The organism is Mycobacterium colombiense (genome assembly GCF_003284935.1).
Lineage (GTDB): Bacteria > Actinomycetota > Actinomycetes > Mycobacteriales > Mycobacteriaceae > Mycobacterium > Mycobacterium arosiense_A.
This window is the reverse complement of record NZ_QMEV01000026.1, coordinates 19,676-41,371: the sequence shown is the minus strand read 5'-3', so window position 1 is coordinate 41,371 and position 21,696 is coordinate 19,676. Positions and strand designations below refer to the sequence as shown.

Here is a 21,696-nt window from a genome sequence, read left to right as displayed (position 1 = left end):
GGCGCGGTGATTCGTGAGAGCCGGAACAGACCCGGGATAGCGTGGTCTTCATCGGCTTGCTTCGAGAGCAGCCTACGCGGTCGGTGCAAGCCCGGCTGCGCCGGTCAGCCATCGGCGCGGAATCGCCAGATGGGGAGGGCGACGCGGCGAAACGGGCAGGCGCCGCAGGCGGGTTCGCCGCGTCGATGCGTCGGCGCCGTGGCGCCGGTTGCGGGAGCGCGACGACGCGGGATCGGTACGGCGCGGTCCCCCCGCACCGAAACGAACGCCGTTTTTATCGACGGCGCAAAATAAATGCCCGTCCCGCGCGTCATTTCGGGGGCTTTCTATAACGGGGTAGCGGCGCCGCCCGCCGAGCGCGCTCGACTCGTCGTAAACCCGCTGCTGCCTGGCGTTTCCCTACCCGGTGTGTGGGGTGGCCGTGCAGCGGGTACGCGGGGCGTGTCGCCGCCCGGTTGTGCCGGGTGGCGAAATTGTGAAGTGAAAAGCGATGCCGAAACGAGACGCGTTCGCGTCCCAATCGACATTTGACGGACTCACACGGTAAATTCCTGTGAGACCACGATCACACTGACCACATCGACAAGGGGCAGGTATGACAGATCTGAGCGAGAAGGTCCGGGCCTGGGGGCGCCGGCTTTTGGTCGGCACAGCGGCGGCAGCCACACTGCCGGGCCTGATCGGTCTTGCCGGCGGCGCTCCAACCGCGAATGCGTTTTCGCGGCCGGGCCTGCCAGTCGAGTACCTGCAGGTGCCGTCCGCGGGCATGGGCCGCAACATCAAGGTCCAGTTCCAAAGCGGCGGCAACGGTTCTCCCGCGGTGTATCTGCTGGACGGTCTGCGCGCCCAGGACGACTACAACGGCTGGGACATCAACACCCCGGCGTTCGAGTGGTACTACCAGTCCGGCCTGTCGATCGTCATGCCGGTCGGTGGTCAGTCCAGCTTCTACAGCGACTGGTACAACCAGGCCTGCGGTAAGGCCGGCTGCCAGACGTACAAGTGGGAGACCTTCCTCACCAGTGAGCTGCCGCAATACCTGCAGTCCAACAAGAGTGTGAAGCCGAACGGAAGCGCGGCGGTCGGCATCTCGATGGCCGGTTCGTCGGCGATGATCCTGGCCGCCTACCACCCGGCGCAGTTCATCTACGCCGGCTCGCTCTCGGCGCTGTTGGACCCGTCGCAGGGAATGGGGCCAAGCCTGATCGGTCTGGCGATGGGTGACGCCGGGGGGTACAAGGCCAACGACATGTGGGGGCCGTCGAGCGACCCGGCATGGGCGCGAAACGACCCGACCCTGCAGATCCCGAAGCTGGTCGGCAACAACACCCGGCTCTGGGTGTACTGCGGTAACGGCACGCCGTCCGAACTCGGCGGGGCGAACATGCCGGCCGAGTTCCTGGAGAACTTCGTGCGCAGCAGCAACCTGAAGTTCCAGGACGCCTACAACGGCGCCGGCGGTCACAACGCGGTGTGGAACTTCAACGCCAACGGAACGCACAGCTGGGAGTATTGGGGAGCTCAGCTCAACGCCATGAAGCCCGACCTGCAGGGCACTCTGGGCGCTTCCCCGGGCGGCGGCGGATAACCCCACCGCCTGCTCGGTCACTACTGCGCCTGACGACTCCGTCAGGCGCAGTAGTGCGTTGTGGGATCGCGGTCGTGAGCCTGGCGCTGCTGGTGGCGCCCGCTCGGGCGAACCCCGCGAGTCCACTCACCCAATTGGTCGACGCCGCCGCGCAACGGCTGCAGATCGCGGACCCGGTCGCCGCCTACAAGTGGAACAACCATGGCGCCATCGAAGATCCGGAGCGCGTACGGCAAGAGCTGGCCAGGCTGGGCGACCAGGCCGTCGCCCAACGCATCGACCGTGGCTACGTCACCCGGGTCTTCGGGGACCAGATCAGCGCCACCGAGGCCGTCGAATATGGCCGGTTCGCGGACTGGAAACTCGATCCGGGCAGCGCTCCGGCTGAGGCGCCGGACCTATCGTCGTCACGCTCGGCGATCGACGCCCTCAACCAAACGATGCTGGCTCAGCTGTCGGCCGACTGGGGCGTTCTGCACTCGCCGGAATGCGCCGCCCAACTCGACGCGGCGAGAAGCGGCGTCGTCGCTGACCGTGCGCTCGACGACCTCTACCAGCGGGCTCTGTCATCAGCGACGCAGTCCTACTGCCAGCAATAACTTAATTTTTCCTCACCAATTTCTAACTGTCCCATTTGGCCTGTCGATAAGGCGATTTCCCCAGATAGATGGCATATCTCGCGCCATTTTCGAATAGGTAACGCTTTGGCTACACGTGCCGAAATCCTGGACATGAAATATCTCTGCAAGCTTCTCGTCAAGTCCGTAGTGGTCGGCGGGGTCGTTGCAGCGTCGATGGCTTCGTCCACGGGTGTGGTGAGCGCAGAACCCGCTCCCAACTGGGACGCGATCGCCCAGTGCGAATCCGGTGGCAACTGGCACGCCAACACCGGGAACGGCAATTACGGTGGGCTGCAGTTCAAACCGAGCACCTGGGCCCGCTACGGCGGTGTCGGCAACCCAGCTGCCGCGTCCAGGGAGCAGCAAATCGCCGTCGCCAACCGGGTTTTCGCCGAAGAGGGCGTGGAGGCCTGGCCAAAGTGTGGCGCGCAGTCCGGCCTGCCGATCGGTTGGTACTCGCACCCGGCTCAGGGCATCAAGCAGATCATCAACGGGCTGATCCAGGCGGCCGTACCGCACTGATGAAACGCACCTGCGGTCTATGACCCGGCGCCCGCCTGTGTTTGGATCAGCCCATGGAAGGTTCGGCGACTGTTCATATGGCTGCGCCTGCTGCCAAGATCTGGGACCTCATCGCAGACGTCCGCAACACCGGAAAGTTTTCGCCGGAAGTTTTTGAAGCCGAGTGGCTCGGTGATGCGAACGGCCCGGCCCTGGGTGCGAAATTCCGCGGTCACGTCCGGCGCAATGAGATGGGGCCGGTGTATTGGACGACCTGCAAGGTCACCGCCTGCGAACCGGGCCGCGAATTCGGTTTCGCGGTGCTCCTCGGTGACAGGGCCGTCAACAACTGGCACTACCGCTTGGCGCCGAGCGGCGGCGGGACGGACGTCACCGAGTCGTTTCGGCTCAACCCGGCGCCGTGGCTCGGCGTGTACTGGTTGTTCGGCGGCTTCCTGCGCAAACGCCGCAACATCCGGGACATGACCAAGACGCTGAACCGCATCAAAGACGTGGTCGAGGCGGACTGAGGCTCGTGAAATCCGTCTTCATCACCGGTGCGGGCAGCGGCATGGGTCGCGAGGGAGCCAAGCTGTTCCACGCCAAGGGCTGGCGCGTCGGCGCGGTGGACCGCAACGAAGACGGCCTGGCGACGCTGAACGACGAACTCGGCGGCGATCGGCTCTGGACCCGCGTCGTCGACGTGACGGACAAGCTAGCCCTCGACGGCGCGCTGGCCGACTTCTGCGCCGGCAACAGCGGCGGCGGGCTCGACATGATGTGGAACAACGCCGGCATCGGCGAATCGGGCTGGTTCGAGGACGTGCCCTACGACGCCGCGATGCGCGTCGTCGACGTGAATTTCAAGGCGGTCCTCACGGGCGCATACGCGTCGTTGCCCTATCTCAAGAAGACCCCGGGCAGCCTGATGTTCTCCACGTCGTCGTCCTCGGGGACCTACGGCATGCCGCGCCTGGCCGTCTATTCGTCGACCAAGCACGCGGTCAAAGGTCTGACCGAGGCGCTGAGCGTGGAGTGGCAGCGACACGGGGTGCGCGTCGCCGACGTGCTGCCCGGTCTGATCGACACCGCCATCCTGACGACCACGACCAACCACTCCGATGACGGCCGAGCGCCCATGACGGCGGAGCAACTGCGGGCCACCGCCCCCAAGAAGGGCATGCTCCGGTTGATGCCGGCAAGCAGCGTGGCCGAGACGGCGTGGCAGGCCTACCACAACCAGAAGCGGTTGCACTGGTATGTACCCAAGAGCATTCGCCTGATTGACTTGTTCAAGGGCCTGAGCCCGGAATTCGTGCGACGCAGCATCGTCAAGTCCCTGCCCGCGCTGGTGCCGAAGCGTTAGTAAGGAGGTCGGCTGGTGCAAAAGCGTTTGCTCACAGTCGCTTTGGTTTGCCTAGCAGTCGTCGTCGGCGTCGCGGGGTGCAGCGCCGCGCAGACGACACCTCGCCGGGCCGCGCGTCTGACCATCGACGGTGCCACGCACACGACGCGTCCCCCGGCGTGCCGGCAAGACCAGATGTATCGGACCATCACCATCCCCGACCGCGATGGCGGGGTCGAAGCGGTGGTGTTGCTCAGCGGTTATCGGGTGATGCCGCAGTGGGTCAAGATTCGCAACGTCGACGGGTTCAGCGGCAGCTTCTGGCAGGGCGGGGTGGGCGACGCGCACGTCGATCTCAATAACGACGCCTACACCATCACGGGCAGCGCGTACGGCATCAACAGCAGCAACCCCAACAAAGTGGTCACCACGGACTTCAAAATCGTCGCGCAGTGCTGACTCCGCAGGTGGTCGGAGCCTAGGCTCGAAACGGCACCTGATCGAGGGAGGAACCAGTGAGGGAACGATTGCACTGGTTCGCGATGCATGGCTTCATCCGGGGGGCCGCGGCGCTCGGGGCCCGGCGGGGCGAGGTCCAGGCCAGGCTGATCGCCGATCCGGCGGTGGCCGCCGACCCGGTGCACTACTACGACGAAGTCCGCGCGCGGGGCAAGCTGGTGAAGGGCCGCGTCGCGTATCTGACGGCGGATCACGCACTGGCGCATGAACTGCTGCGCTCCGATGATTTCCGGGTGCTGGTCTTCGGATCGAATCTCCCGGCGCCACTGCGATGGCTGGAGCGCCGTACCCGCGACGACCTGCTGCATCCGCTGCGTGCGCCGTCGTTGCTGGCCGTCGAGCCGCCCGACCATACCCGTTACCGCAAGACCGTGTCCGCGGTATTCACGCCCAGAGCCGTTGCCGCACTGCGGGATCGGGTCGAGCAGACGGCCGCGGAGCTGTTGGATCGGCTCGCCGGGGAATCCGGCGTCGTCGACATCGTCGGACGGTACTGCTCGCAGCTTCCGGTATCGATCATCAGCGACATCCTCGGCGTGCCTGAGTCGGAGCGGCGGCGCGTACTGGAATTCGGCGAACTGGCCGCGCCGAGCCTCGACATCGGGTTGCCATGGCGGCAGTACCGCAGCGTGCAGGACGGGATCGCCGGCTTCAGCGCCTGGCTCGCCGAGCACTTGCAACGGCTACGCCTGGACCCCAGCGACAACCTGATGAGCCAGCTGATCCAGACGGCCGAAGGCGGTTCTGCGGAAACCTATCTCGACGACAAGGAGCTCCAGGCGATCGCCGGGCTGGTGTTGGCCGCCGGCTTCGAGACCACGGTGAACCTGCTCGGCAACGGTATTCGCATGCTGTTGGACGCGCCGGAGCATCTCGACACCCTCCGGCGGCGCCCCGAGGTGTGGCCCAACGCCGTCGAAGAGATCCTGCGGCTGGAATCGCCGGTGCAGCTGACCGCGCGGATGGCGCTGGACGATGTCGAGATAGCCGGCCGGCAGTTACACCGTGGCGACTTGGTGCTGGTGTATCTGGCGGCCGCCAACCGGGACCCGTCGGTGTTCCCCGATCCGCACCGCTTCGACATCGAAAGGGAAAACGCCGGAAGGCATCTCGCGTTCTCCGGTGGCCGGCACTTCTGCTTGGGTGCGGCCCTTGCCCGGGCCGAGGGCGAAGTCGGACTGCGCACGTTTTTCGATCGCTTCCCCGAGGTGCGCGCGGCGGGCGCCGGAAGCCGGCGCGAAACCCGGGTGCTGCGGGGATGGTCGTCGCTGCCGGTGGCCCTTGGGCCGTATGTGCGCGAGTACGACCGAACCAGTTGACACCGGGGCGGCGACGGGGTTTATTTGCCGCTATGACAGAGGTATCTATGATCGCGGTCGAGGATGTCGTACGGGGGCTGTGGCAGGCGCTTTCGCGGCGAGATTGGGAAGCGATCAAGACCTTTTTGTCCGACGACTGCCTCTACGTCGACATGCCGGTCCCCGCACTGTCGGCGCGCGGCCCGGAGGGCATCGTGCAGCGCCTGAGGATGGGACTCGAGCAGTTGGCCGGCTACGAGAACCACCCGGGCGTGCTGGTCTCCAACGGTTCCGACGTGCTCTACGAGCACTCCGAGACCTGGACCTTCGCCACGGGCGAGCAGGGCGTGCTGCGGTTCGTGACGGTCCACAAGGTCGTCGACGGCAAGATCACCGTGTGGAAAGACTATTGGGACATGAACAGCCTGGTGGCCTTCGCTCCCCCGAACCACTTCGAGGGGCTGGCGACCGGCGACACCAGCTGGATATTCGACGCCTCAGCGCTCGTCTGACGATCCCCTTTCAAGGAAACGTGGACTGTCTACTGCCCACGGCGGTAAAACGCATCATCGCGGCTACGCCTCGGCCAGTTTCCGGAGGCGTTTCAACGTTTCCGTCAGTGTGCGTCCCACCTGACGCACGGCGATCCGATCGGCGATATACCCAAGTATTCCCCCGGGCGCCTGATACGACAGCCGAAATGTCACCCTTGTGCAGCCGTCGCCTCTGTCGCGCAACCGCATCCGCCCGCGCAGCGTTACGCCGGTAATTCCCACCCAGGCAAGGTCGCGGCCGTCGTCGAACTCGACCACCTCGATCACGCCGCCAGCGGGTACGGAGCCGATCTTCCAGTGGACGGTGTACCGCGCACCGACGCCGGGTGGTTGGTCGTTCGACGACTCCCACCGCTCTAGGCTCGCCATGAACGACGGGTAACAGTCCGGGTCGCTGACGATTTTCCAGACGGCGGCACGGTCGGCGTTGATGACGCAACGGCGTTCGACGCGCATCAGCCGATCACCGGGAATCGTCGTTCGGCGGCCAGCCGGTCGACGCCCCCCTGCAGGGAGGCCATCACCTTGTCATGCACCGCTTGATCGTCGCCGTCGACCTCGATCGGGTCTTGAACCTCGATCACGATCTTGGTGGGCAGCGGAATGTGGCCCGCCAGGTCGCTGATGTTGAGTCCCCAGGGCAGCGCCAGCGATATCGGGATGCTCTTGAGCCGGAGCAACTTGTCCGCCATCAGCAACTTGGCCAGCCACTGCCCGCGATTGAGAAAGAGCGCGCTCTCCTGCCCACCGATGCTCGCGACGGGGACGATCGGCACCCCGGCCTCGCGGGCCAGCTTGACATAGCCCATGCGCCCGCCGAAGTCCACCTTGTGACGTTCCCACGAGGGTCGGAACACCTCGTAATCACCGCCGGGATAGACCAGCAACGCTGCGCCGGAATCCAGTGCGAGACGGGCATTTTCGGGGTTGGCGGCGACGGTGCCGAATTTCCGCAACGCTCCCAGCGGCGGGGCGGAGACGACGAGGTCATGGGCCAACTGGTAAAAAGGCCGCTCGACGCCGAAATACGAGCAGAAGGCGAGGGTGAACACGAAGGTGTCGGGCGGTACATTGCCGCCACTGTGGTTGCCCACCAGCAGCACCGGTCCCTCGGCCGGAATGCGGTCCAAACCCCGCACGTCCGCCCTGAAATAGAACGACGCCAGCAACCAGGTTCCCGGCAGCTGATCGCGGATGTAATCCGGATCCCGCTGGTCAAGGTCGGCTTTGGGCACCCACGACACAACTTTGTCGCGAGCCCAATTCAAGACGTCCTGCGCGGTCGCCATGACGGGACGCATACCCCGGCGTCACCGGGGGTCAAACGCCGTAGATGAAGCCGGCTGGGCCGGTAAATACCGGGCCGCCGCAAACACCTGGGATGGTCACCCCTCGTGCTTTGACCATCCCGGTGTTGTTGGCAGCCGATGGCTACAAGTACTGCTGGACGCCTCCGTGACCGTGGCAGGTCCCACTGGCATGCGGGTGCTCGCTGAAAGACCAACTTCCATCCGAGCACTGGGCCGTGGCCCCCGGCGGTTGCGGGCCGCCCTTTTGCGGATATGGCACGCAGTCACCAGAACTGGCGGTGTAGCAACCGCCGCTGGGTGACGCGTAGGCCGATGGCGCCACAGCGGCGGCGCCGAAGACGACGGCTGCGATGACGAACGCAGCACGGGACAACACGTGCCCAAACCTCCCTAGTCCATCTTCAGTTTGGCGACGTTTGCCCGATTCGTCGATCGAAGCCTAGGCGCCCGAACGGACGGCCACAGGCGAATCTGGAAAAACTTCTGGCGTTCCAGACGACGAAAGTGCTGCTATTCCGCCAGCGCATCCAGCACCCGGACGCGGACCGGATCGTGCTTTCCCTTGACCTCCACCCAGCCGTGCAACGTCACGCGCGCGCACGCGCCAAGCGACCGCGGTATTGGGCCCGATGACCACCTGCCCGAAAGCTGCGGCCAGTCGTCGCGTCCGGCCGCCGCGCCGAACGCTCCGCGGCCCGCGAGGCCGGGAATCGGTCGGCTTCGGATGGGTGGTCACGGCCGGCCGTCGCGACGTGTCAGGCGGTAGATGCGGGTGGCGTTGTCGCGGGCGATGAGGTCGACGACCCGGATGGCGTCCGCCTCGCTCCACTCGCCGCGGTCCACGAATTCGCGCAGTACCCGCTCGATGCCCCTGCGCCACAGGATCGCGCCGAGGAAATGCAGTTCTGGCGGACCGAATCCGTCCGACGAATAAAGGATCTTGGAAAACGGCGCCATCTCGAGCAACCGCGCAAGGAACGCGGGTGACCGCGCCCCCAGGTGGTTAACGCTCAGCCCGCCATCGACATAGACGTTGTTGAACGCCTGGGCCAGGTAGCCAGCCTCGCGCTCGTAGGGGTAACAGTGCAACAGCACGATCGGGACGTTTGCCGTCTCGCGCAGAAAGTCCAGCAGCAGCAGCGGGTTGGCCTTGTGCAGATCACAATCGCGGTCGCCGAACCCGACATGGAACTGCAGGGGCTTGCCCAGCCGCAGCGCCTGATGCAACCCGAACCGCAGCAGGACCCTGTCCTGCAACCGCGTACCGCCGCGGTCGCGCCAGCGGCTTGCGGCTTCGGCGACCTCCGCCGGCGTCGGATCGCTCAGGTCGCCGTCGAACCCGCCTCGGTAGGCCAGGATCGATTTGGTGCCGGCGGCGCCTGCCGCGCGCCGGTGCAGGATCTCCTCGAACGCCGCCGCGTAGTCACCCTGCGTTTGCGCCGCCTGCTCGGCGACCTCCTCGAGGCGAACGAGCTCGCCGGCATCACCGCCGGACACCCGGGCCATATCCGCGACCCCGGCGACGTCACCGCTGCCGATCCCGGTGTCCACCAGCCAGTCGCTCACCCCGGCGGCCGTCAAGAACAGGCGCGCCAATTCGTCCTCGTCGAGTTGGCTGCGGCGTTCCCAATATGCCGTCGGGCCAACGTGTTTGGGCAAACCCAGGACGGGAGCGCAATGCGCGCGGACCGCGAACCCGAGTTGTGAGTCGAAGCCCGAATGGGTGATGGGTTCGCTGTTGGCCTCGTTGAGCGCGTTCTCGAATCGCGGCCGGTCGGCGGGCGTCATCCAGCAACCGTGGACATGCTGATCGATCAGCGCCACATCGCCGATGTGCTGAGCCAGGGCGCGAGTGTCGGAGACCATGATCGCCCGTCACAGGCTCCAGGCCATGCGGAATTTGTCCGCCAGTTGTTCGGGGGCCAGGTCGCCGTAGCGCTCCTGCTCCAGGCGGCGAACGGCGACCACCATGTCGACCGCGGGGTCGCCCAGGATGCGGCGCATCCGTTCCGAATTATCAAGCGCCGCAATCGCTTCGGCCTGCGAATCGGTCAGGCGCACGATACCGTCGCGCGCACGGTCGGATTCGGGCAGGGTGGCCGGGTCGGTCGTGACCTCCGGCGGCAGGGTCTCCTGGCGCTTGATCCCGTCCAGGGCGAGGCCCAGGATGGCCGCCGTCGCCAGGTACGGGTTCGCGGACGGGTCGACGATCTTGACCTCCACGTGGCCGCCGCGCGGGCTTCCGGGTCCGCCGGTGACGAATCGCACCGCGGCCTCGCGGTTTTCGGTGCCCCAGCACGCATAGGCGCCGGCCCAGTTGCGCGGCCGCAACCGCAGGCCGGAGACGATCGACCCGCACAGCACTCCTTGGGCTTCCGGCAGCCCGTGAACCAGACCCGCCACCGCGCTCTCCCCCGCGGCGGTCATGCCCCGGGGTCCGTCGCCGTCGCAGAACAGCGGTCCTCCCGGACCCGACAGCGAAAAGTGCTGGTGCGCACCGGATCCAACGCCATCGCCGAAGGGGGCGGGCGACAGGCTGATCCGCAGCCCGTGCCGACGCGCCGCGCGCCCGGCGACCAACCGCATCAGTATCAGCTGATCGGCGGCTGCCACCGGGGACCGCGGCGGCAGCGAGACCTCGAACTGGTTTGCGCCGTACTCGGGGTGCAACTGTTCGATCGCGATCCCGGCCCCCATCGCCGATCCGATCACATCACGAACGAACGCCTCGTGTTCCAGCACGCCGGCCAGGCCGTACTGCGCCCACAGCGTCGACGGCAGCCGGGCGCCGTCGGGGCCGACCAGCAGGAATTCGATTTCGTGCCCGACCGCGGCCTCCAGGCCGGCTTCGGCGAGCGCCGCCTCGACGCGTCGCAGCGTGCCCCGGCTGCAGGTCGGCACCGGCGCGCCGTCCTGCTCGAAGAATGAGGCGGGCGCCCAGGCCAGCCCGTCACCGACGATGCGCAGCGCCGACAGATCGATCCGAATGCGCTGGTCCCCCACCACCCCCACATCGGGGGTGAAGGCGATCCCGGTCTGATCGATGGCGAACGCATGCCAGGACGGGCTGGCCCCCAGGCCGGGATCCGCGAACGTGTCGGTCCGCCGGATCGGGACCGTCTTGGCCAAGGTGAGCCCGGCCGGATTCACCACCGTGCCGATGACCGTGTCGACGCCCTCGGCCTCCAGCTGCGCAATCGCCGCGGCGGCAAGCGGTGTGCCGGTCATGGCAGCCATTCTCCCAACCCCGCACTGCTCCACACGGCAAACGGCATCACCGCAGCTCAGTTCTGCCGGCCGACGAGTTCGGTGACGAACCGATCGAGGAAGCCGTCCACCGGTGCCTTACCCACCGGCCGGATGACGAACTTCGTCAAACCCGCCTCGATGTAGGCGTCGAGCTGCCGGTGCAGCCGGTCCCACCCGGCGGCGATCAGTTCGTTAGGGTCACTGTCCGGCCGACGCCGGAGTACCGCCGCGGCCACCTGCTCCGGCAGCTCCCCCTCCCCCTCCCACACGGCCAACGAGATGCCGAAGTGGTCGGGCTCGATGCTGCGGCCGGCGTGCGCCGCGGCTCGCTCGATCGCATCGCGCGCGGCCCGCGCCTCAGCCGGAGTGAGGAAACTGCCCAGCCAGCCGTCGCCCAGCGCCCCGATGCGTCGAAAGGCGGCCGGCGCCGAGCCGCCCACCCAGATGTCAAGCGGCGGTGACGGTCTCGGCGCGACGGCCACGTCGCTGACGCTGAAATACCGGCCGGTGAACGTCGCCGATTCCTCAACCAGCGCCGCGCGCAGCAGCCGCAGCGACTCGTCGAACACCGCCGCGCGCTCGCCCTCGGGGACCACGAAGACCTCGCGTTCGGCCGGTATCGCCGAACGTAAGCCGAAGACGGGAAGGACCCGTTTGGGTGCGACGGCCGCCAGGGACGCCAACTGCTTTGCCACCAGCACCGGGTGCCGGCCCGGGAGCACGGCCACCGACGTGCCCACCTTCAATCTGGTCGTGCGGGCGAGCGCATACGCCATGCCGACCATCGGATCGACCGCCGGGGAGTACAACAATTCGGAAAACCACAGCGAGTCCACCCCGCTGGCCTCGAGGTGATCCACGATGGCGGCCAGTTGGTCCGGCGCGCTATCGCCACCCAGGCCGACGCCGAAGCGAATCTTCACCGCCGCCTCCCTCTGAGTTCTCTCACCCACAGCGCAACATCGACGGCCCGGCTTTTGTGCCCGGCGGGCGCGCGTCAAGAACCGGTTGCCCGGGCTGGGAGAAACTAACCGCGGCTGGGGATGGTCAGTTTGCAGGCTTGGCCGATGTCGAGGGTCCGCAGCACTCGACCCATGCCGACCCACAGCGCGCAGGACAGTGCCAGGTCGGCGAGCAACTCGTCGGAGAAGTGTTCGGCGCACCTGCTCCAGAAGTCTTCGTCGTCGCGCAGCGCGGTGTGCTCGGTGGCGAAGCGGTCGGCGAACTCGGCGGCCAGCCGCTCCTGCTCGCTGTAGCCGGGCCAGGTGCGCCACTCGTGGACGTGGTCGTAGAGCTCCTCGTCGACGCCCGCGGCGGGTCCGTCTTCGTCGCGGGTGTTGACGCAGACGACGCATTCGTTGCGGTGGGCGATCACGGCGCGGGCCAGTTCGCGGGTGCGCAACGGCAACCGGTTCTTGGTGTACACCGCCTGGCTGAAGCCGCCGAGCGCGCCGCCGATGTCCGGAGACTTCACAAACCAGCCGGCCAGGTCGTCGTCAGCAAATGTTCCGATTCGGCTCATGGCGTGATGGTACGCCCGCGTCATCACCCGGGACGGCGATGTCGGCGAATGCGCATCGACACCCGCTAGCGAGCGGCCGACGGGATCGCCATGGTCGGCTGTTCCTCATGCCAATCCCGTTGGGCCAGAACGCGATGCGCGACGCGCTCCAGCGCCGCCTCCACCGCGCGGCGGTCCGGGCGGCCCTCGAATCCCGGTGACCGGGCCAGCTTGTCGACCAGCCAGGCCAACAGCAGCGAGTGCACGTACGCGACCTGCTGTCCCCCGGCCGGGGTGAGCCACATCTGCTCGCCGTCGCGCTGCGCGTAACCCCCCGATACCAGGCGGGCGAAGGTGGGCTCGAGAACCTCGAACGGTATCCGTAGGTGGTCGGCCATGTCGGTGAGCCGGGCGGTCCCGTACATCTGGGTGTAGCGATTGATCCGCAAGACCCCCCACAGCCCGGCGACGTCGAGCCGGCAGTCGGGCCGCATGGCGATGCTGCGCAGCCGCATGCCGGTCTCGCCGCGCAGCATCCGCGCGATCGCGTTCTCCAGCATCTGGTCGGGCGTCTCGGTGGTCGGCATGCCAAACGCATCGCCGAGATCGATTGTGCTGTCGTGGATATCGCGCAGCGGAATCTCGCGCAAGAACAACGCCAGCACGAATCCGACCAGAGCCACCGGCGCCGCCCAGAAGAAGACCTGGGTGAGCGACTCGGCGTAGGCCGCCACGATGGGGGCGGCCACGTCATGCGGTTGCCGGTGCAAGGCCCCGGGCGAACTGACCGCGCTGGGGGGCGCGCCGCTGGCCGCCAGGGCCGGACCGATTCGGCGGTTGAGGAAGTTCACGAACAGGGAGCCGAAAATGGCCGCACCGAACGAACTTCCGATGGTCCGGAAGAACGTCACACCCGAGGTGGCGACACCGAGGTCTTCGAAATTCGACGTGTTCTGCACGATGAGGACAAGCACCTGCATGGACAATCCGATGCCGGCGCCGAGGATCACCAGGTAGAGCGACTGGATCAGGGTGGAGGTGGACGGCTGCATCCGCGACATCAGCAGGAAGGCCAGCGCCATCAGCGCCGTGCCGACCACCGGAAAGATCTTGTATCGGCCGGTCCGGCCGACGATGGTGCCGCTGCCGGTCGAGGTGACCAGCATCCCGAGCACCATGGGCAGGGTGCGCAGGCCCGAGGTGGTCGCCGAGACACCGTCGACGTACTGCATATACGTCGGCAGGAAGGTCATCGCGCCCAGCATGGCGAAGCCCACGACGAAGGACAGCACGCAGCACACGGCGAACACCGGGCTGGCGAACAGCCGAATGGGCAAGATGGGTTCGGCGGCGCGGCGCTCCACCATCGCGAACACACCCAGCGCCACCGCGGCGCCCACGAACAGTCCGATGATCGTCGGTGATCCCCACGGGTAGAGGGTGCCGCCCCAACTGGTGGCCAGTGTGAGGCCCGCGGCGCCCAGGCCGATGAACGTAATCCCGGAGTAGTCGATGGCGGGCCTGGCGGACGCGGTCAGCGCGGGAATCGCCGCTGCGGCAACGAAGATGACCACCACCGAGATCGGCACGTTGACCCAGAAGGCCCATCGCCAGCTCAGGTAGTCGGTGAAGTAGCCGCCGAGCAGCGGACCGATGACCGTGGTGACGCCGAAGACCGCCCCGAGGATACCCTGATATCGGCCCCGCTCCCGCAGTGGGACGATCTCGCCGATCAGCGCGCTGGCCGTGACGGTGATGGCGCCACCGCCGATTCCTTGCAGGGCGCGCGCCCCCACCAGCATGGCCATCGACTGCGCCAGTCCGCACAATATCGAGCCGATGACGAAAAAGACTACGGCCGTTAGGAATACGCGCTTGCGGCCGAACACGTCGCCGAGCTTGCCCACCAGCGCGGTGACGATGGTCGATGCGAGCAGATAGCTGGTGACGACCCAGGACTGATGGCCGGCATCGCCCAGGTTGGCGACGATGGTCGGCAGCGCCGTCGCGACAATGGTCTGGTCCAGCGCGGCGAGCAGCATGCCGAGCACGATCGCGATGAAGATCAGATTGCGTCGCTGGGGGCTGATCAGCTCGCCGGTGGAGGCGGCACCGGAAGCCGGGCGAGATCGGGTCGCTGCTTTCGGGCTCGTCATACCTTCTACGACGTTACCTATTTCGCCGCCGGCCGGGTCAACTGGGTGGCCGCGACACGCACTGCGCCGAGTACAGCTCCACGCCCAGCTTGTCCATCAACTCGAGCTGGGTCTCGAGGTAGTCGATGTGCTTCTCCTCGTCGGCGACGATGTTCTCGAACAGGGTGGCGGTGGTGGAGTCCTGCTTTTCCCGGCACAGGATGATCGCCGGCTTGAGCCGCTCCATCACCTCGTATTCGATGGCCAGGTCGGCCTCGAACTGCTCGCGCAGCGTCTGACCGATGCGCAGCGAGAAGAGGCGCTGGTAGTTCGGCAACCCGTCGAGCAGCAGGATGCGGTCGGTGATCGCCTCGGCGTGGCGCATCTCGTCGAAGGACTCGGCCCGGGTGTGCTCAGCTAACTCGGTGAAACCCCAGTTGTCCTGCATCTTGGAGTGCAGGAAGTATTGGTTGATCGCGGTGAGCTCGCTGGTCAGCTGCTCGTTGAGCAGACGCAAAACTTCCGGATCCCCTTGCATTGTCACTCCTATGGTGTGAGCGGCTGTCGTATGTGACCGCGGCGGATGCGCTGGGCTGGAGCGCACAAACCTGGGCTGTAGCAGCACTTTGCCACGGCCGGTGGGAATGTTCCAGCAAGGTTTGGCTGCGCTCAGTGAGCCCCCGAGCGCGGTAAGTCGCCCCTTGGTTAGGTTAGACTGGGCTAACGAAGTTAGGATAGACTGCACTAATACGCGGCAGGTGTATTCGGCCTCATCGCCACGGTGCCCGGTGAACGGGATTGCCGGCGGCGGGGACGAATCGCAGACGCCCGTCCGAGCTTTCGACGAAGGGGACGCCGGCATGCAGGAGGTGCGCTGATGTACGTGTGCCTTTGTGTTGGGGCCACCAACCAGACCGTGTGCGACGTCGTCGCCCAGGGCGCATCAACCTCCAAGGAGATCGCGGCCGCGTGCGGGGCCGGTGGTGACTGCGGTCGTTGCCGGCGCACGCTGCGGGCCATCCTCGCCGCCTCGGCCAAGCTGGAGACGGCTCAGTCGGCCTAGCCGGCGCGTCAGCGTTTATTGCTTCACGTTTTGTTGAAGGCGGCCAGGGCCGTGGCGTTGGCTTGCGCGCCCATGAGTTCGGCGAAGTGGGCGTTCTCCCGGGCGGTGGCCGCCACAATCTCGGGCCGGACGGGTTCCATCATGGTGTGCTTGACGGCCATCAGGCTCGAGATCGGCCGGGAGGCAAGGATTTCCGCGTGTTGACGGGCCTGCGCCAGCAGCTCGTCGGGTTCGCAGACCCGCCAGACCAACCCCATCCGCAGCGCCTCGTCGGCGCCGACCCATTCCGACGACATCAACAGCCAGGCCGCGTTCTGTCGCCCCACCAGCTGGGGCAGCAGGTATGACGAGGCCGCTTCGGGCGCCACGCCCAGGCTGGTGAAGGGGCACTTCAGGCGGGCGGTCGACGACATGAACGCCAGGTCGGCGTAGCCCAGGATGGTGGCCCCGATGCCCACGCCCACGCCGTTCACCGCGCAGATCAGCGGCTTGGGAAACGCGCTGAGCGCGGTGATCAGTCCGATGAAGCCGTGCTTACCCGGGGTGAAGTCGGGGTCGGTGATTCGTGCCTGCATCTCGGCCAGGTCGGTGCCGGCGCTGAAACCACGGCCCGCGCCGGTCAGCAGCACGACCGCGACCTCGGGATCCTCGGCGGCGGCCAGCAGCGCCTCGGCGGTGGCGTCGTAGAGGGCTTCGTTGAACGCATTGAGCGCCTCGGGCCGGTTCAGCGTGAGGGTGCGAACCCGCTTGTCGTCGTCGATCTGCAGCGTCACGCCAGCAGCCTAGTGGGGATCGCAAGCGCGGCGCAGCCGGGCGCAGCGGGTCACCACGCCGGCAGCCCCGAGGCTAACCGTTGCTGTAGACGCGGGTTGGCGCTATCAGCACCACGGCGCGGCCTTCGGAGGCCATCACCCTGTCGTACTCGTCCCAGTCGTCGTGGGTGCCGCCCGCGGCGGTGAACACGTCGCGCAGCAACAAGCGCAACTGATCGGCGTCCGTCAACCAGGGCCTGCTGTCGTCCGGGCCGGCCAGCTCGGCGCGGCCCTCGACCGTCGCCCACTGCCACCCGTTGCGAAAGGTGACGGCCAGTTGCGGCCGGGCCCGCAGGTTGGCCAGCTTGACCTTGCCGTAGGTGGTGAAGCCCAGCACGGGCTGACCGTCCGCGGGGTGTGCCAGCAGCCCCACGTTGACCAGCGAAGCCTGGACCGTCGCGTCAGCACGAACGGTCGACACCACCGCCAGACCGCTTTCCGCGGCGGCCAAGGCGACAGCGTCGCGCAGTGTGGTCATGTGAGCCCCTCATCCGTTGAACGGGCTGGCGAAGACGTAGCGGCTCGTCGGCACCGTGTCGATGTTCTCGTTGGCGCCAAAGGCGCTGGTGCTGGCGACCATTCGACCCAGCCGGTCCTGTAGCTCCTCGTCATCGGCGGCTCCGAAGAAAGCGTGGAGGTCGGTGATGGCCTCGATGGGAAACAACTCCTCGACGATGCCCGCGATTCCCGGCGCGTCCGGGGTCAGGGCCCGCACCACCCAGTTCTGCGTGTAGCCGAACGTCGACTGCGTTTCGATGGCCACCGAGGTGTGCTGGCCCTGCCAACGCGTCAGCCAGGTTGCCTGGTCCATGTCGGCGGGCCGGCGCAGCAGCGCGATGTTAGCCAAACCCGGTGTGCGAGAACCGGATTCGACCGCGGGCGCAATCAGCGGGACGGATTCGGTGACCAGATACGCGGCGACTTGCTCACATTCCTGGGCGAGGAATTTCAGCGCCGCCGTCATCTGATCGCCGTAGCACTGCTGTGTCCACATGCTCGCCACCGCCGCGACCGGCGGGTCCAGGGTGGTCAACGTCATCAGCGAGTGACGCACGGTGCTGTCACGAACGTTCATCTGCAGCCCGGCGACGCCCAGTTGCAGCAGTGCGTCGGCGACGTGACCCCGTTGCCGGGCACACCACGCGTCATCCGGCTCGGCACGCCTGAGCACGGCGATCACCTTTTCCATAGGCAGAACCTACCTGGGCCGGGCGGCCGCGCAGGCCTACTTCACCAGTCGCACCTGGTGGTGGCTGCTGATCACTGCGCCGATAAGCGCGGCGAGCTGGCGATAGGACTCGTCGCGCCCGCTCGACGAGCGGTAGACCAGACCGATCCGCCGCCCCGGACGGGGCGCGGCGAACTGCGCCAGGCCCAGGCGGCTGCGCGACGCCTCGACCGGCACCGCGCTCTGCGGGATGAGGGTGACGCCCAGGCCGCCGGTCACGCATTGCACCGCGGTGGCCAGCGAAGCCGCCCGGGTATTGGCCAGCTCCGCACGCACCCCCGCCTTGTGGCAGACGTCGAGCGCTTGATCGCGCAGGCAGTGGCCCTCGTCCAGCAACAGCAGCGGGAGGTCGGCCAGCGCGGTCGCCGGAACCCGGCGCTTGCCCGCCAGCGGATGGCCGGGCGGCAGGGCGAGGACGAAATCCTCGTCGTAGATCGGGATCGCGGTGACGCCGGCGCCCTCGGCGGGCAGGGCGATCAGGGCCGCGTCCAACGCGCCCTCACGCAGGACCGCCAACAGCCGTTCGGTCTGGTCTTCGGTCACCCGCAAGGTCAGGCCGGGGAGTCGCTCGGCGATCCCGGCCAGCACCGTCGGCAGGACATAGGGCGCCACCGTCGGTATCAGCCCCAGCCGCATGCCGGTGTGCAGCGGATCCGCGGAGCCGGCCGCGGCGGCGCTGAACGCGTCGGCCGCGTCGACGACCGCCTGGGCGCGTGGGAGCAGTTCGGCGCCTTGCGCTGTCAAGAAGACACGCCGCGTCGAGCGCTCGACCAGCTGGGTGCGCAGGCCCGTCTCCAGCGCCGCCAGGGCCTGCGACAGCGTTGACTGGCTGACGCCGAGAGCCGTTGCGGCACTGCTGAATTGCCGCTTCTCGGCGATCGCCACGAAGGCGCGCAGGCCGGCGATCGTGGGCTGATAAGTCTTATCGGACATACCTATGAGTCTAGTGGGAAATATCACCTTTACTTCAATAAGGCTACGCGGCAACATGGTGGAGGACATCTAATCTTGAGTTATTCCAGATAAGGAGCGATATGCCTCTGCTGACCATCGGCGACCAGTTCCCCGCCTACGAACTCACTGCGCTGATCGCGGGCGATCTGTCCAAGGTCGACGCCAAGCAGCCTGGGGACTACTTCACCACCATCACCAGCGAGGACCACGCCGGCAAGTGGCGCGTGGTGTTCTTCTGGCCGAAGGACTTCACCTTCGTGTGCCCCACCGAGATTGCCGCGTTCGGCAAGCTCAACGACGAATTCGCCGACCGTGACGCGCAGGTGCTCGGTGTCTCGATCGACAGCGAGTTCGTCCACTTCAACTGGCGCGCGCAGCACGAGGACCTGAAGAAGCTGCCGTTCCCGATGCTCTCGGACATCAAGCGCGAGCTGAGCCTGGGCACCGGGGTGCTCAACGCCGACGGCGTGGCCGACCGGGCGACCTTCATCGTCGACCCGAACAACGAGATCCAGTTCGTCTCGGTGACCGCGGGTTCCGTGGGCCGTAACGTCGAAGAGGTGCTGCGCGTGCTGGACGCCCTGCAGTCCGACGAGCTGTGCGCGTGCAACTGGCGCAAGGGTGACCCGACGCTGGACGCCACCGAGCTGCTCAAGCAGTCGGCCTGATCCGGGCGTTGATCGCATAAGGTCGGATAAGGAGGCGAGATGAGCGTCGAAAACCTCAAAGAAGCGCTGCCGGAGTACGCCAAGGACCTCAAGCTCAACCTGGGCTCGATCACTCGCACGACCGAGCTCAACGAGGAGCAGCTCTGGGGCACCCTGCTGGCGAGTGCCGCCGCCACGCGGAACACCCAGGCGCTCGCCGAGATTGGGGCCGAGGCGGCCGACATCCTGTCCGCCGAGGCGTACAACGCGGCGCTGGGAGCCGCGTCGATCATGGGCATGAACAACGTGTTCTACCGTGGCCGGGGCTTCCTGGACGGCAAGTACGACGATCTGCGCGCGGGGTTGCGGATGAACATCATCGCCAACCCCGGCGTGGAGAAGGCGAACTTCGAGCTGTGGTCCTTCGCGGTGTCGTCGATCAACGGCTGCCCGGACTGCGTGGCCTCTCATGAGCACACGCTGCGCGAGGCCGGAGTCAGCCGGGAAACCATCCAGGAGGCGCTGAAGGCCGCGGCGATCATTTCCGGCGTGGCGCAAGCGATCATCGCCTCCCAGACGCTGGCCACCGTCGGCTGATCGAGCCGTGACCAGAACCGTGACCGGGCCCGCCTGGGTCCAGCACGCGATCTGGTGGCAGGTCTATCCCCTGGGGTTCGTGGGAGCGTTTCCCACCCCGCAGGCGAGCGAGCCGCCGCAACCGGAGGAGCACCGGTTGCGGCGGCTCGTCGACTGGCTGGACCACGCCATCGAACTCGGGGCCTCCGGCGTTGCCCTGGGGCCCGTCTTCGCCTCGCGCACACACGGTTACGACACCACCGACCACTACCGCATCGACCCCCGACTGGGCGATGACGACGACTTCGACCACCTGATCGCCGAGGCGCATCGCCGCGGGCTGCGGGTGCTGCTCGACGGGGTGTTCAACCACGTCGGCCAGGATTTCGCGCGCTACCGCGAGGCGGCCGACAACGACGCGGCCGCACGCTGGTTTCGCGGACGGCCCGGCCGGTTTCACACCTTCGAAGGCCACGACGGGCTGATCACCCTCAACCACGACAATCCGGAAGTGGTCGACTACACCGTCGACGTCATGGCGCACTGGTTGGGCCGCGGCGCCGACGGATGGCGACTTGACGCGGCATATGCCGTGCCACAGCACTTCTGGGCTGCCACGCTGCCGCGGGTGCGCGAGCGCTACCCGGATGCCTGGTTCGTCGGGGAACTCATCCACGGCGACTACGCCGCGGTCGTCAAGGCCGCCACCTTCGATTCGGCCACTCAATACGAGCTGTGGAAGGCGATCTGGAGCGGCCTCAACGACGGCAATTTCTTCGAGCTGGACTGGGCGCTGCAGCGCCACAACGAATTCTTGACCGGCTTCTCGCCGCTGACGTTCATCGGCAACCACGACGTCACCCGCATCGCCAGCCGCCTGGAAAATCGCGAACACGTCGCCCACGCGCTGGTTCTGTTGCTGACGGTCGGCGGGGTACCCAGCGTGTACGCCGGCGACGAACTGGGATTCCGCGGCGTCAAGGAAGAACGCTTCGGCGGCGACGACGCGGTGCGCCCCGAGTTCGGTTCTCCCCCACTGCAACTCGATGGCTTCGGCATCGAAATCTGGCGGCTGCACCAATACCTGGTCGGGTTGCGACGCCGCTACCCCTGGTTGCATGCGGCATCCACCACCGCGCTGCTGCTGCAGAACCGGCACTACGTCTACGAGACGCGCAACGGCGACGATGCCCTCCTGGTGGTGCTCAACATCGACGACGATCCGCTGCGTGTGTCGTTGCCGAAGCTGGGCGCGCCTCGTGCCGAGGTGCTCGGCGGCTCGGCGGCCCCGCCGCAGGAGGTCGTCGACGCGGTCACCGTCGAGGCGAACGGCTGGCGGATTCTACGTCCGGCCTAGGCGCTCGCACGTCAGCTCGTCCTGGCGGCCGTCGTAGTACTTGTCGAGCACCGCGACGAAGTCCTCGTTGTCTTCGGTGGCGCGGGCGAACAGCGTCATCGACGAGCGCAGCTTGAGGTCGTCCGGCGAGCCGAAGATCTGCCCGGCGGAACGTCCCTGCACCGCGGTGACCAGCTGGGCGCACTCGTGCAAGCGTGGACCGAGGAGGTCGTGCCGGAGGTAGGCGCGGGCCTCCTCGAGCGAGGAGATGCCATAGCGCAGCGCCGTCGGGCTGCCGCCCAGGCCGCGCAGCTGCGGGAAGACGAACCACATCCAGTGACTGCGCTTGCGCCCGTCGCGCAGTTCGCCGACCACGTTGCCGTACACGGGAGCCTGGGCGTCCACGAAACGCTTGAGATCGAAGGGGTCGCCTGCCGATTCCATATGACTACGGTTGCAC

At 67.0% G+C, this 21,696-nt stretch carries 26 protein-coding genes; 12 read left to right on the top strand and 14 right to left on the bottom strand.

Annotation, left to right across the window (positions count from 1 at the left end):
- The first annotated feature begins 595 nt into the window (after positions 1 to 595).
- From ag85B to DQP57_RS13860, 8 genes are all read left to right on the top strand, one after another.
- Positions 596 to 1,588 (top strand): diacylglycerol acyltransferase/mycolyltransferase Ag85B, encoded by a 993-nt coding sequence (gene ag85B, locus DQP57_RS13895; RefSeq protein ID WP_112633493.1) that lies wholly within the window; start codon positions 596 to 598, stop codon positions 1,586 to 1,588.
- A gap of 65 nt (positions 1,589 to 1,653) precedes the next feature.
- Positions 1,654 to 2,187 (top strand): chorismate mutase, encoded by a 534-nt coding sequence (locus tag DQP57_RS13890; protein ID WP_240631756.1) that lies wholly within the window; start codon positions 1,654 to 1,656, stop codon positions 2,185 to 2,187.
- A gap of 105 nt (positions 2,188 to 2,292) precedes the next feature.
- Positions 2,293 to 2,730: a resuscitation-promoting factor RpfC gene (gene rpfC, locus DQP57_RS13885; protein WP_112633492.1), complete on the top strand. Its 438-nt coding sequence runs from the start codon at positions 2,293 to 2,295 to the stop codon at positions 2,728 to 2,730.
- A 35-nt stretch (positions 2,731 to 2,765) separates the two neighbouring features.
- Positions 2,766 to 3,239, top strand: a complete 474-nt coding sequence (locus DQP57_RS13880) for an SRPBCC family protein (RefSeq protein WP_205869124.1) — start codon at positions 2,766 to 2,768, stop codon at positions 3,237 to 3,239.
- A gap of 5 nt (positions 3,240 to 3,244) precedes the next feature.
- Positions 3,245 to 4,075 carry an SDR family oxidoreductase gene (locus tag DQP57_RS13875; protein WP_112633490.1) on the top strand — a complete coding sequence of 277 codons (831 nt, stop codon included), beginning with the start codon at positions 3,245 to 3,247 and terminating at the stop codon, positions 4,073 to 4,075.
- A gap of 15 nt (positions 4,076 to 4,090) precedes the next feature.
- Positions 4,091 to 4,513, top strand: a complete 423-nt coding sequence (locus tag DQP57_RS13870; protein WP_112633489.1) for a lipoprotein LpqH — start codon at positions 4,091 to 4,093, stop codon at positions 4,511 to 4,513.
- 56 nt (positions 4,514 to 4,569) lie between these two features.
- Positions 4,570 to 5,892: a cytochrome P450 gene (locus DQP57_RS13865; protein ID WP_112633488.1), complete on the top strand. Its 1,323-nt coding sequence runs from the start codon at positions 4,570 to 4,572 to the stop codon at positions 5,890 to 5,892.
- Positions 5,893 to 5,939: 47 nt separating this feature from the next.
- Positions 5,940 to 6,383 carry a nuclear transport factor 2 family protein gene (locus DQP57_RS13860; RefSeq protein ID WP_112633487.1) on the top strand — a complete coding sequence of 148 codons (444 nt, stop codon included), beginning with the start codon at positions 5,940 to 5,942 and terminating at the stop codon, positions 6,381 to 6,383.
- A gap of 63 nt (positions 6,384 to 6,446) precedes the next feature.
- Here DQP57_RS13860 and DQP57_RS13855 read toward each other — a convergent pair whose 3' ends face one another.
- From DQP57_RS13855 to bfr, 9 genes are all read right to left on the bottom strand, one after another.
- The gene (locus DQP57_RS13855; protein WP_112633486.1) at positions 6,447 to 6,881 is read right to left on the bottom strand and encodes an SRPBCC family protein; all 435 of its coding nucleotides are present in this window, start codon (positions 6,879 to 6,881) and stop codon (positions 6,447 to 6,449) included.
- Positions 6,881 to 7,714: a lysophospholipid acyltransferase family protein gene (locus tag DQP57_RS13850; protein WP_112633485.1), complete on the bottom strand. Its 834-nt coding sequence runs from the start codon at positions 7,712 to 7,714 to the stop codon at positions 6,881 to 6,883. The genes DQP57_RS13855 and DQP57_RS13850 overlap by 1 nt, the downstream gene beginning before the upstream one ends.
- Before the next feature lie 142 nt (positions 7,715 to 7,856).
- Positions 7,857 to 8,111, bottom strand: coding sequence for a DUF3761 domain-containing protein (locus DQP57_RS27545; protein WP_112633484.1), 255 nt, complete (start codon positions 8,109 to 8,111; stop codon positions 7,857 to 7,859).
- A 356-nt stretch (positions 8,112 to 8,467) separates the two neighbouring features.
- Positions 8,468 to 9,601 carry an amidohydrolase family protein gene (locus DQP57_RS13840; RefSeq protein ID WP_112633483.1) on the bottom strand — a complete coding sequence of 378 codons (1,134 nt, stop codon included), beginning with the start codon at positions 9,599 to 9,601 and terminating at the stop codon, positions 8,468 to 8,470.
- A 9-nt stretch (positions 9,602 to 9,610) separates the two neighbouring features.
- Positions 9,611 to 10,963, bottom strand: coding sequence for a glutamine synthetase family protein (locus DQP57_RS13835; RefSeq protein ID WP_112633482.1), 1,353 nt, complete (start codon positions 10,961 to 10,963; stop codon positions 9,611 to 9,613).
- 56 nt (positions 10,964 to 11,019) lie between these two features.
- Positions 11,020 to 11,907 carry a TIGR03854 family LLM class F420-dependent oxidoreductase gene (locus DQP57_RS13830; RefSeq protein WP_112633481.1) on the bottom strand — a complete coding sequence of 296 codons (888 nt, stop codon included), beginning with the start codon at positions 11,905 to 11,907 and terminating at the stop codon, positions 11,020 to 11,022.
- Positions 11,908 to 12,011: 104 nt separating this feature from the next.
- Complete coding sequence (locus tag DQP57_RS13825) at positions 12,012 to 12,506, bottom strand: carboxymuconolactone decarboxylase family protein (RefSeq protein WP_112633518.1); 495 nt, start codon at positions 12,504 to 12,506, stop codon at positions 12,012 to 12,014.
- Positions 12,507 to 12,571: 65 nt separating this feature from the next.
- The gene (locus DQP57_RS13820; RefSeq protein ID WP_112633480.1) at positions 12,572 to 14,641 is read right to left on the bottom strand and encodes an MDR family MFS transporter; all 2,070 of its coding nucleotides are present in this window, start codon (positions 14,639 to 14,641) and stop codon (positions 12,572 to 12,574) included.
- A gap of 37 nt (positions 14,642 to 14,678) precedes the next feature.
- The gene (gene bfr, locus DQP57_RS13815; protein WP_112633479.1) at positions 14,679 to 15,158 is read right to left on the bottom strand and encodes a bacterioferritin; all 480 of its coding nucleotides are present in this window, start codon (positions 15,156 to 15,158) and stop codon (positions 14,679 to 14,681) included.
- Between the two features lie 339 nt (positions 15,159 to 15,497).
- On the opposite strand from bfr, the gene DQP57_RS13810 reads away from it, so the two are divergent.
- Positions 15,498 to 15,683, top strand: coding sequence for a (2Fe-2S)-binding protein (locus DQP57_RS13810; RefSeq protein ID WP_112633478.1), 186 nt, complete (start codon positions 15,498 to 15,500; stop codon positions 15,681 to 15,683).
- Positions 15,684 to 15,706: 23 nt separating this feature from the next.
- Here DQP57_RS13810 and DQP57_RS13805 read toward each other — a convergent pair whose 3' ends face one another.
- The 4 genes from DQP57_RS13805 to DQP57_RS13790 form a co-directional block, all read right to left on the bottom strand.
- Entirely contained in the window at positions 15,707 to 16,456 is a 750-nt protein-coding gene (locus DQP57_RS13805; RefSeq protein ID WP_112633477.1) for an enoyl-CoA hydratase/isomerase family protein, read from the bottom strand.
- A 73-nt stretch (positions 16,457 to 16,529) separates the two neighbouring features.
- Entirely contained in the window at positions 16,530 to 16,973 is a 444-nt protein-coding gene (locus DQP57_RS13800; protein ID WP_112633476.1) for a TIGR03618 family F420-dependent PPOX class oxidoreductase, read from the bottom strand.
- A gap of 9 nt (positions 16,974 to 16,982) precedes the next feature.
- Positions 16,983 to 17,684, bottom strand: a complete 702-nt coding sequence (locus DQP57_RS13795; protein WP_205869119.1) for an EthD domain-containing protein — start codon at positions 17,682 to 17,684, stop codon at positions 16,983 to 16,985.
- Between the two features lie 36 nt (positions 17,685 to 17,720).
- Complete coding sequence (locus DQP57_RS13790; protein ID WP_112633475.1) at positions 17,721 to 18,656, bottom strand: hydrogen peroxide-inducible genes activator; 936 nt, start codon at positions 18,654 to 18,656, stop codon at positions 17,721 to 17,723.
- Between the two features lie 101 nt (positions 18,657 to 18,757).
- Here DQP57_RS13790 and DQP57_RS13785 point away from each other — a divergent pair, with 101 nt between their 5' ends.
- From DQP57_RS13785 to DQP57_RS13775, 3 genes are read left to right on the top strand one after another with little or no spacing between them, the layout of a single operon-like run.
- Positions 18,758 to 19,345 carry a peroxiredoxin gene (locus DQP57_RS13785; RefSeq protein WP_112633474.1) on the top strand — a complete coding sequence of 196 codons (588 nt, stop codon included), beginning with the start codon at positions 18,758 to 18,760 and terminating at the stop codon, positions 19,343 to 19,345.
- A gap of 39 nt (positions 19,346 to 19,384) precedes the next feature.
- A complete protein-coding gene (locus DQP57_RS13780; RefSeq protein ID WP_112633473.1) occupies positions 19,385 to 19,921 on the top strand; it encodes an alkyl hydroperoxide reductase in 537 nt (178 codons plus the stop codon).
- Between the two features lie 19 nt (positions 19,922 to 19,940).
- Positions 19,941 to 21,257, top strand: a complete 1,317-nt coding sequence (locus DQP57_RS13775; protein WP_430919187.1) for an alpha-amylase family protein — start codon at positions 19,941 to 19,943, stop codon at positions 21,255 to 21,257.
- Here DQP57_RS13775 and DQP57_RS13770 read toward each other — a convergent pair.
- Positions 21,243 to 21,680, bottom strand: coding sequence for a DUF1810 domain-containing protein (locus tag DQP57_RS13770; protein WP_112633471.1), 438 nt, complete (start codon positions 21,678 to 21,680; stop codon positions 21,243 to 21,245). The genes DQP57_RS13775 and DQP57_RS13770 overlap by 15 nt on opposite strands.
- Between the last annotated feature and the right edge of the window lie 16 nt (positions 21,681 to 21,696).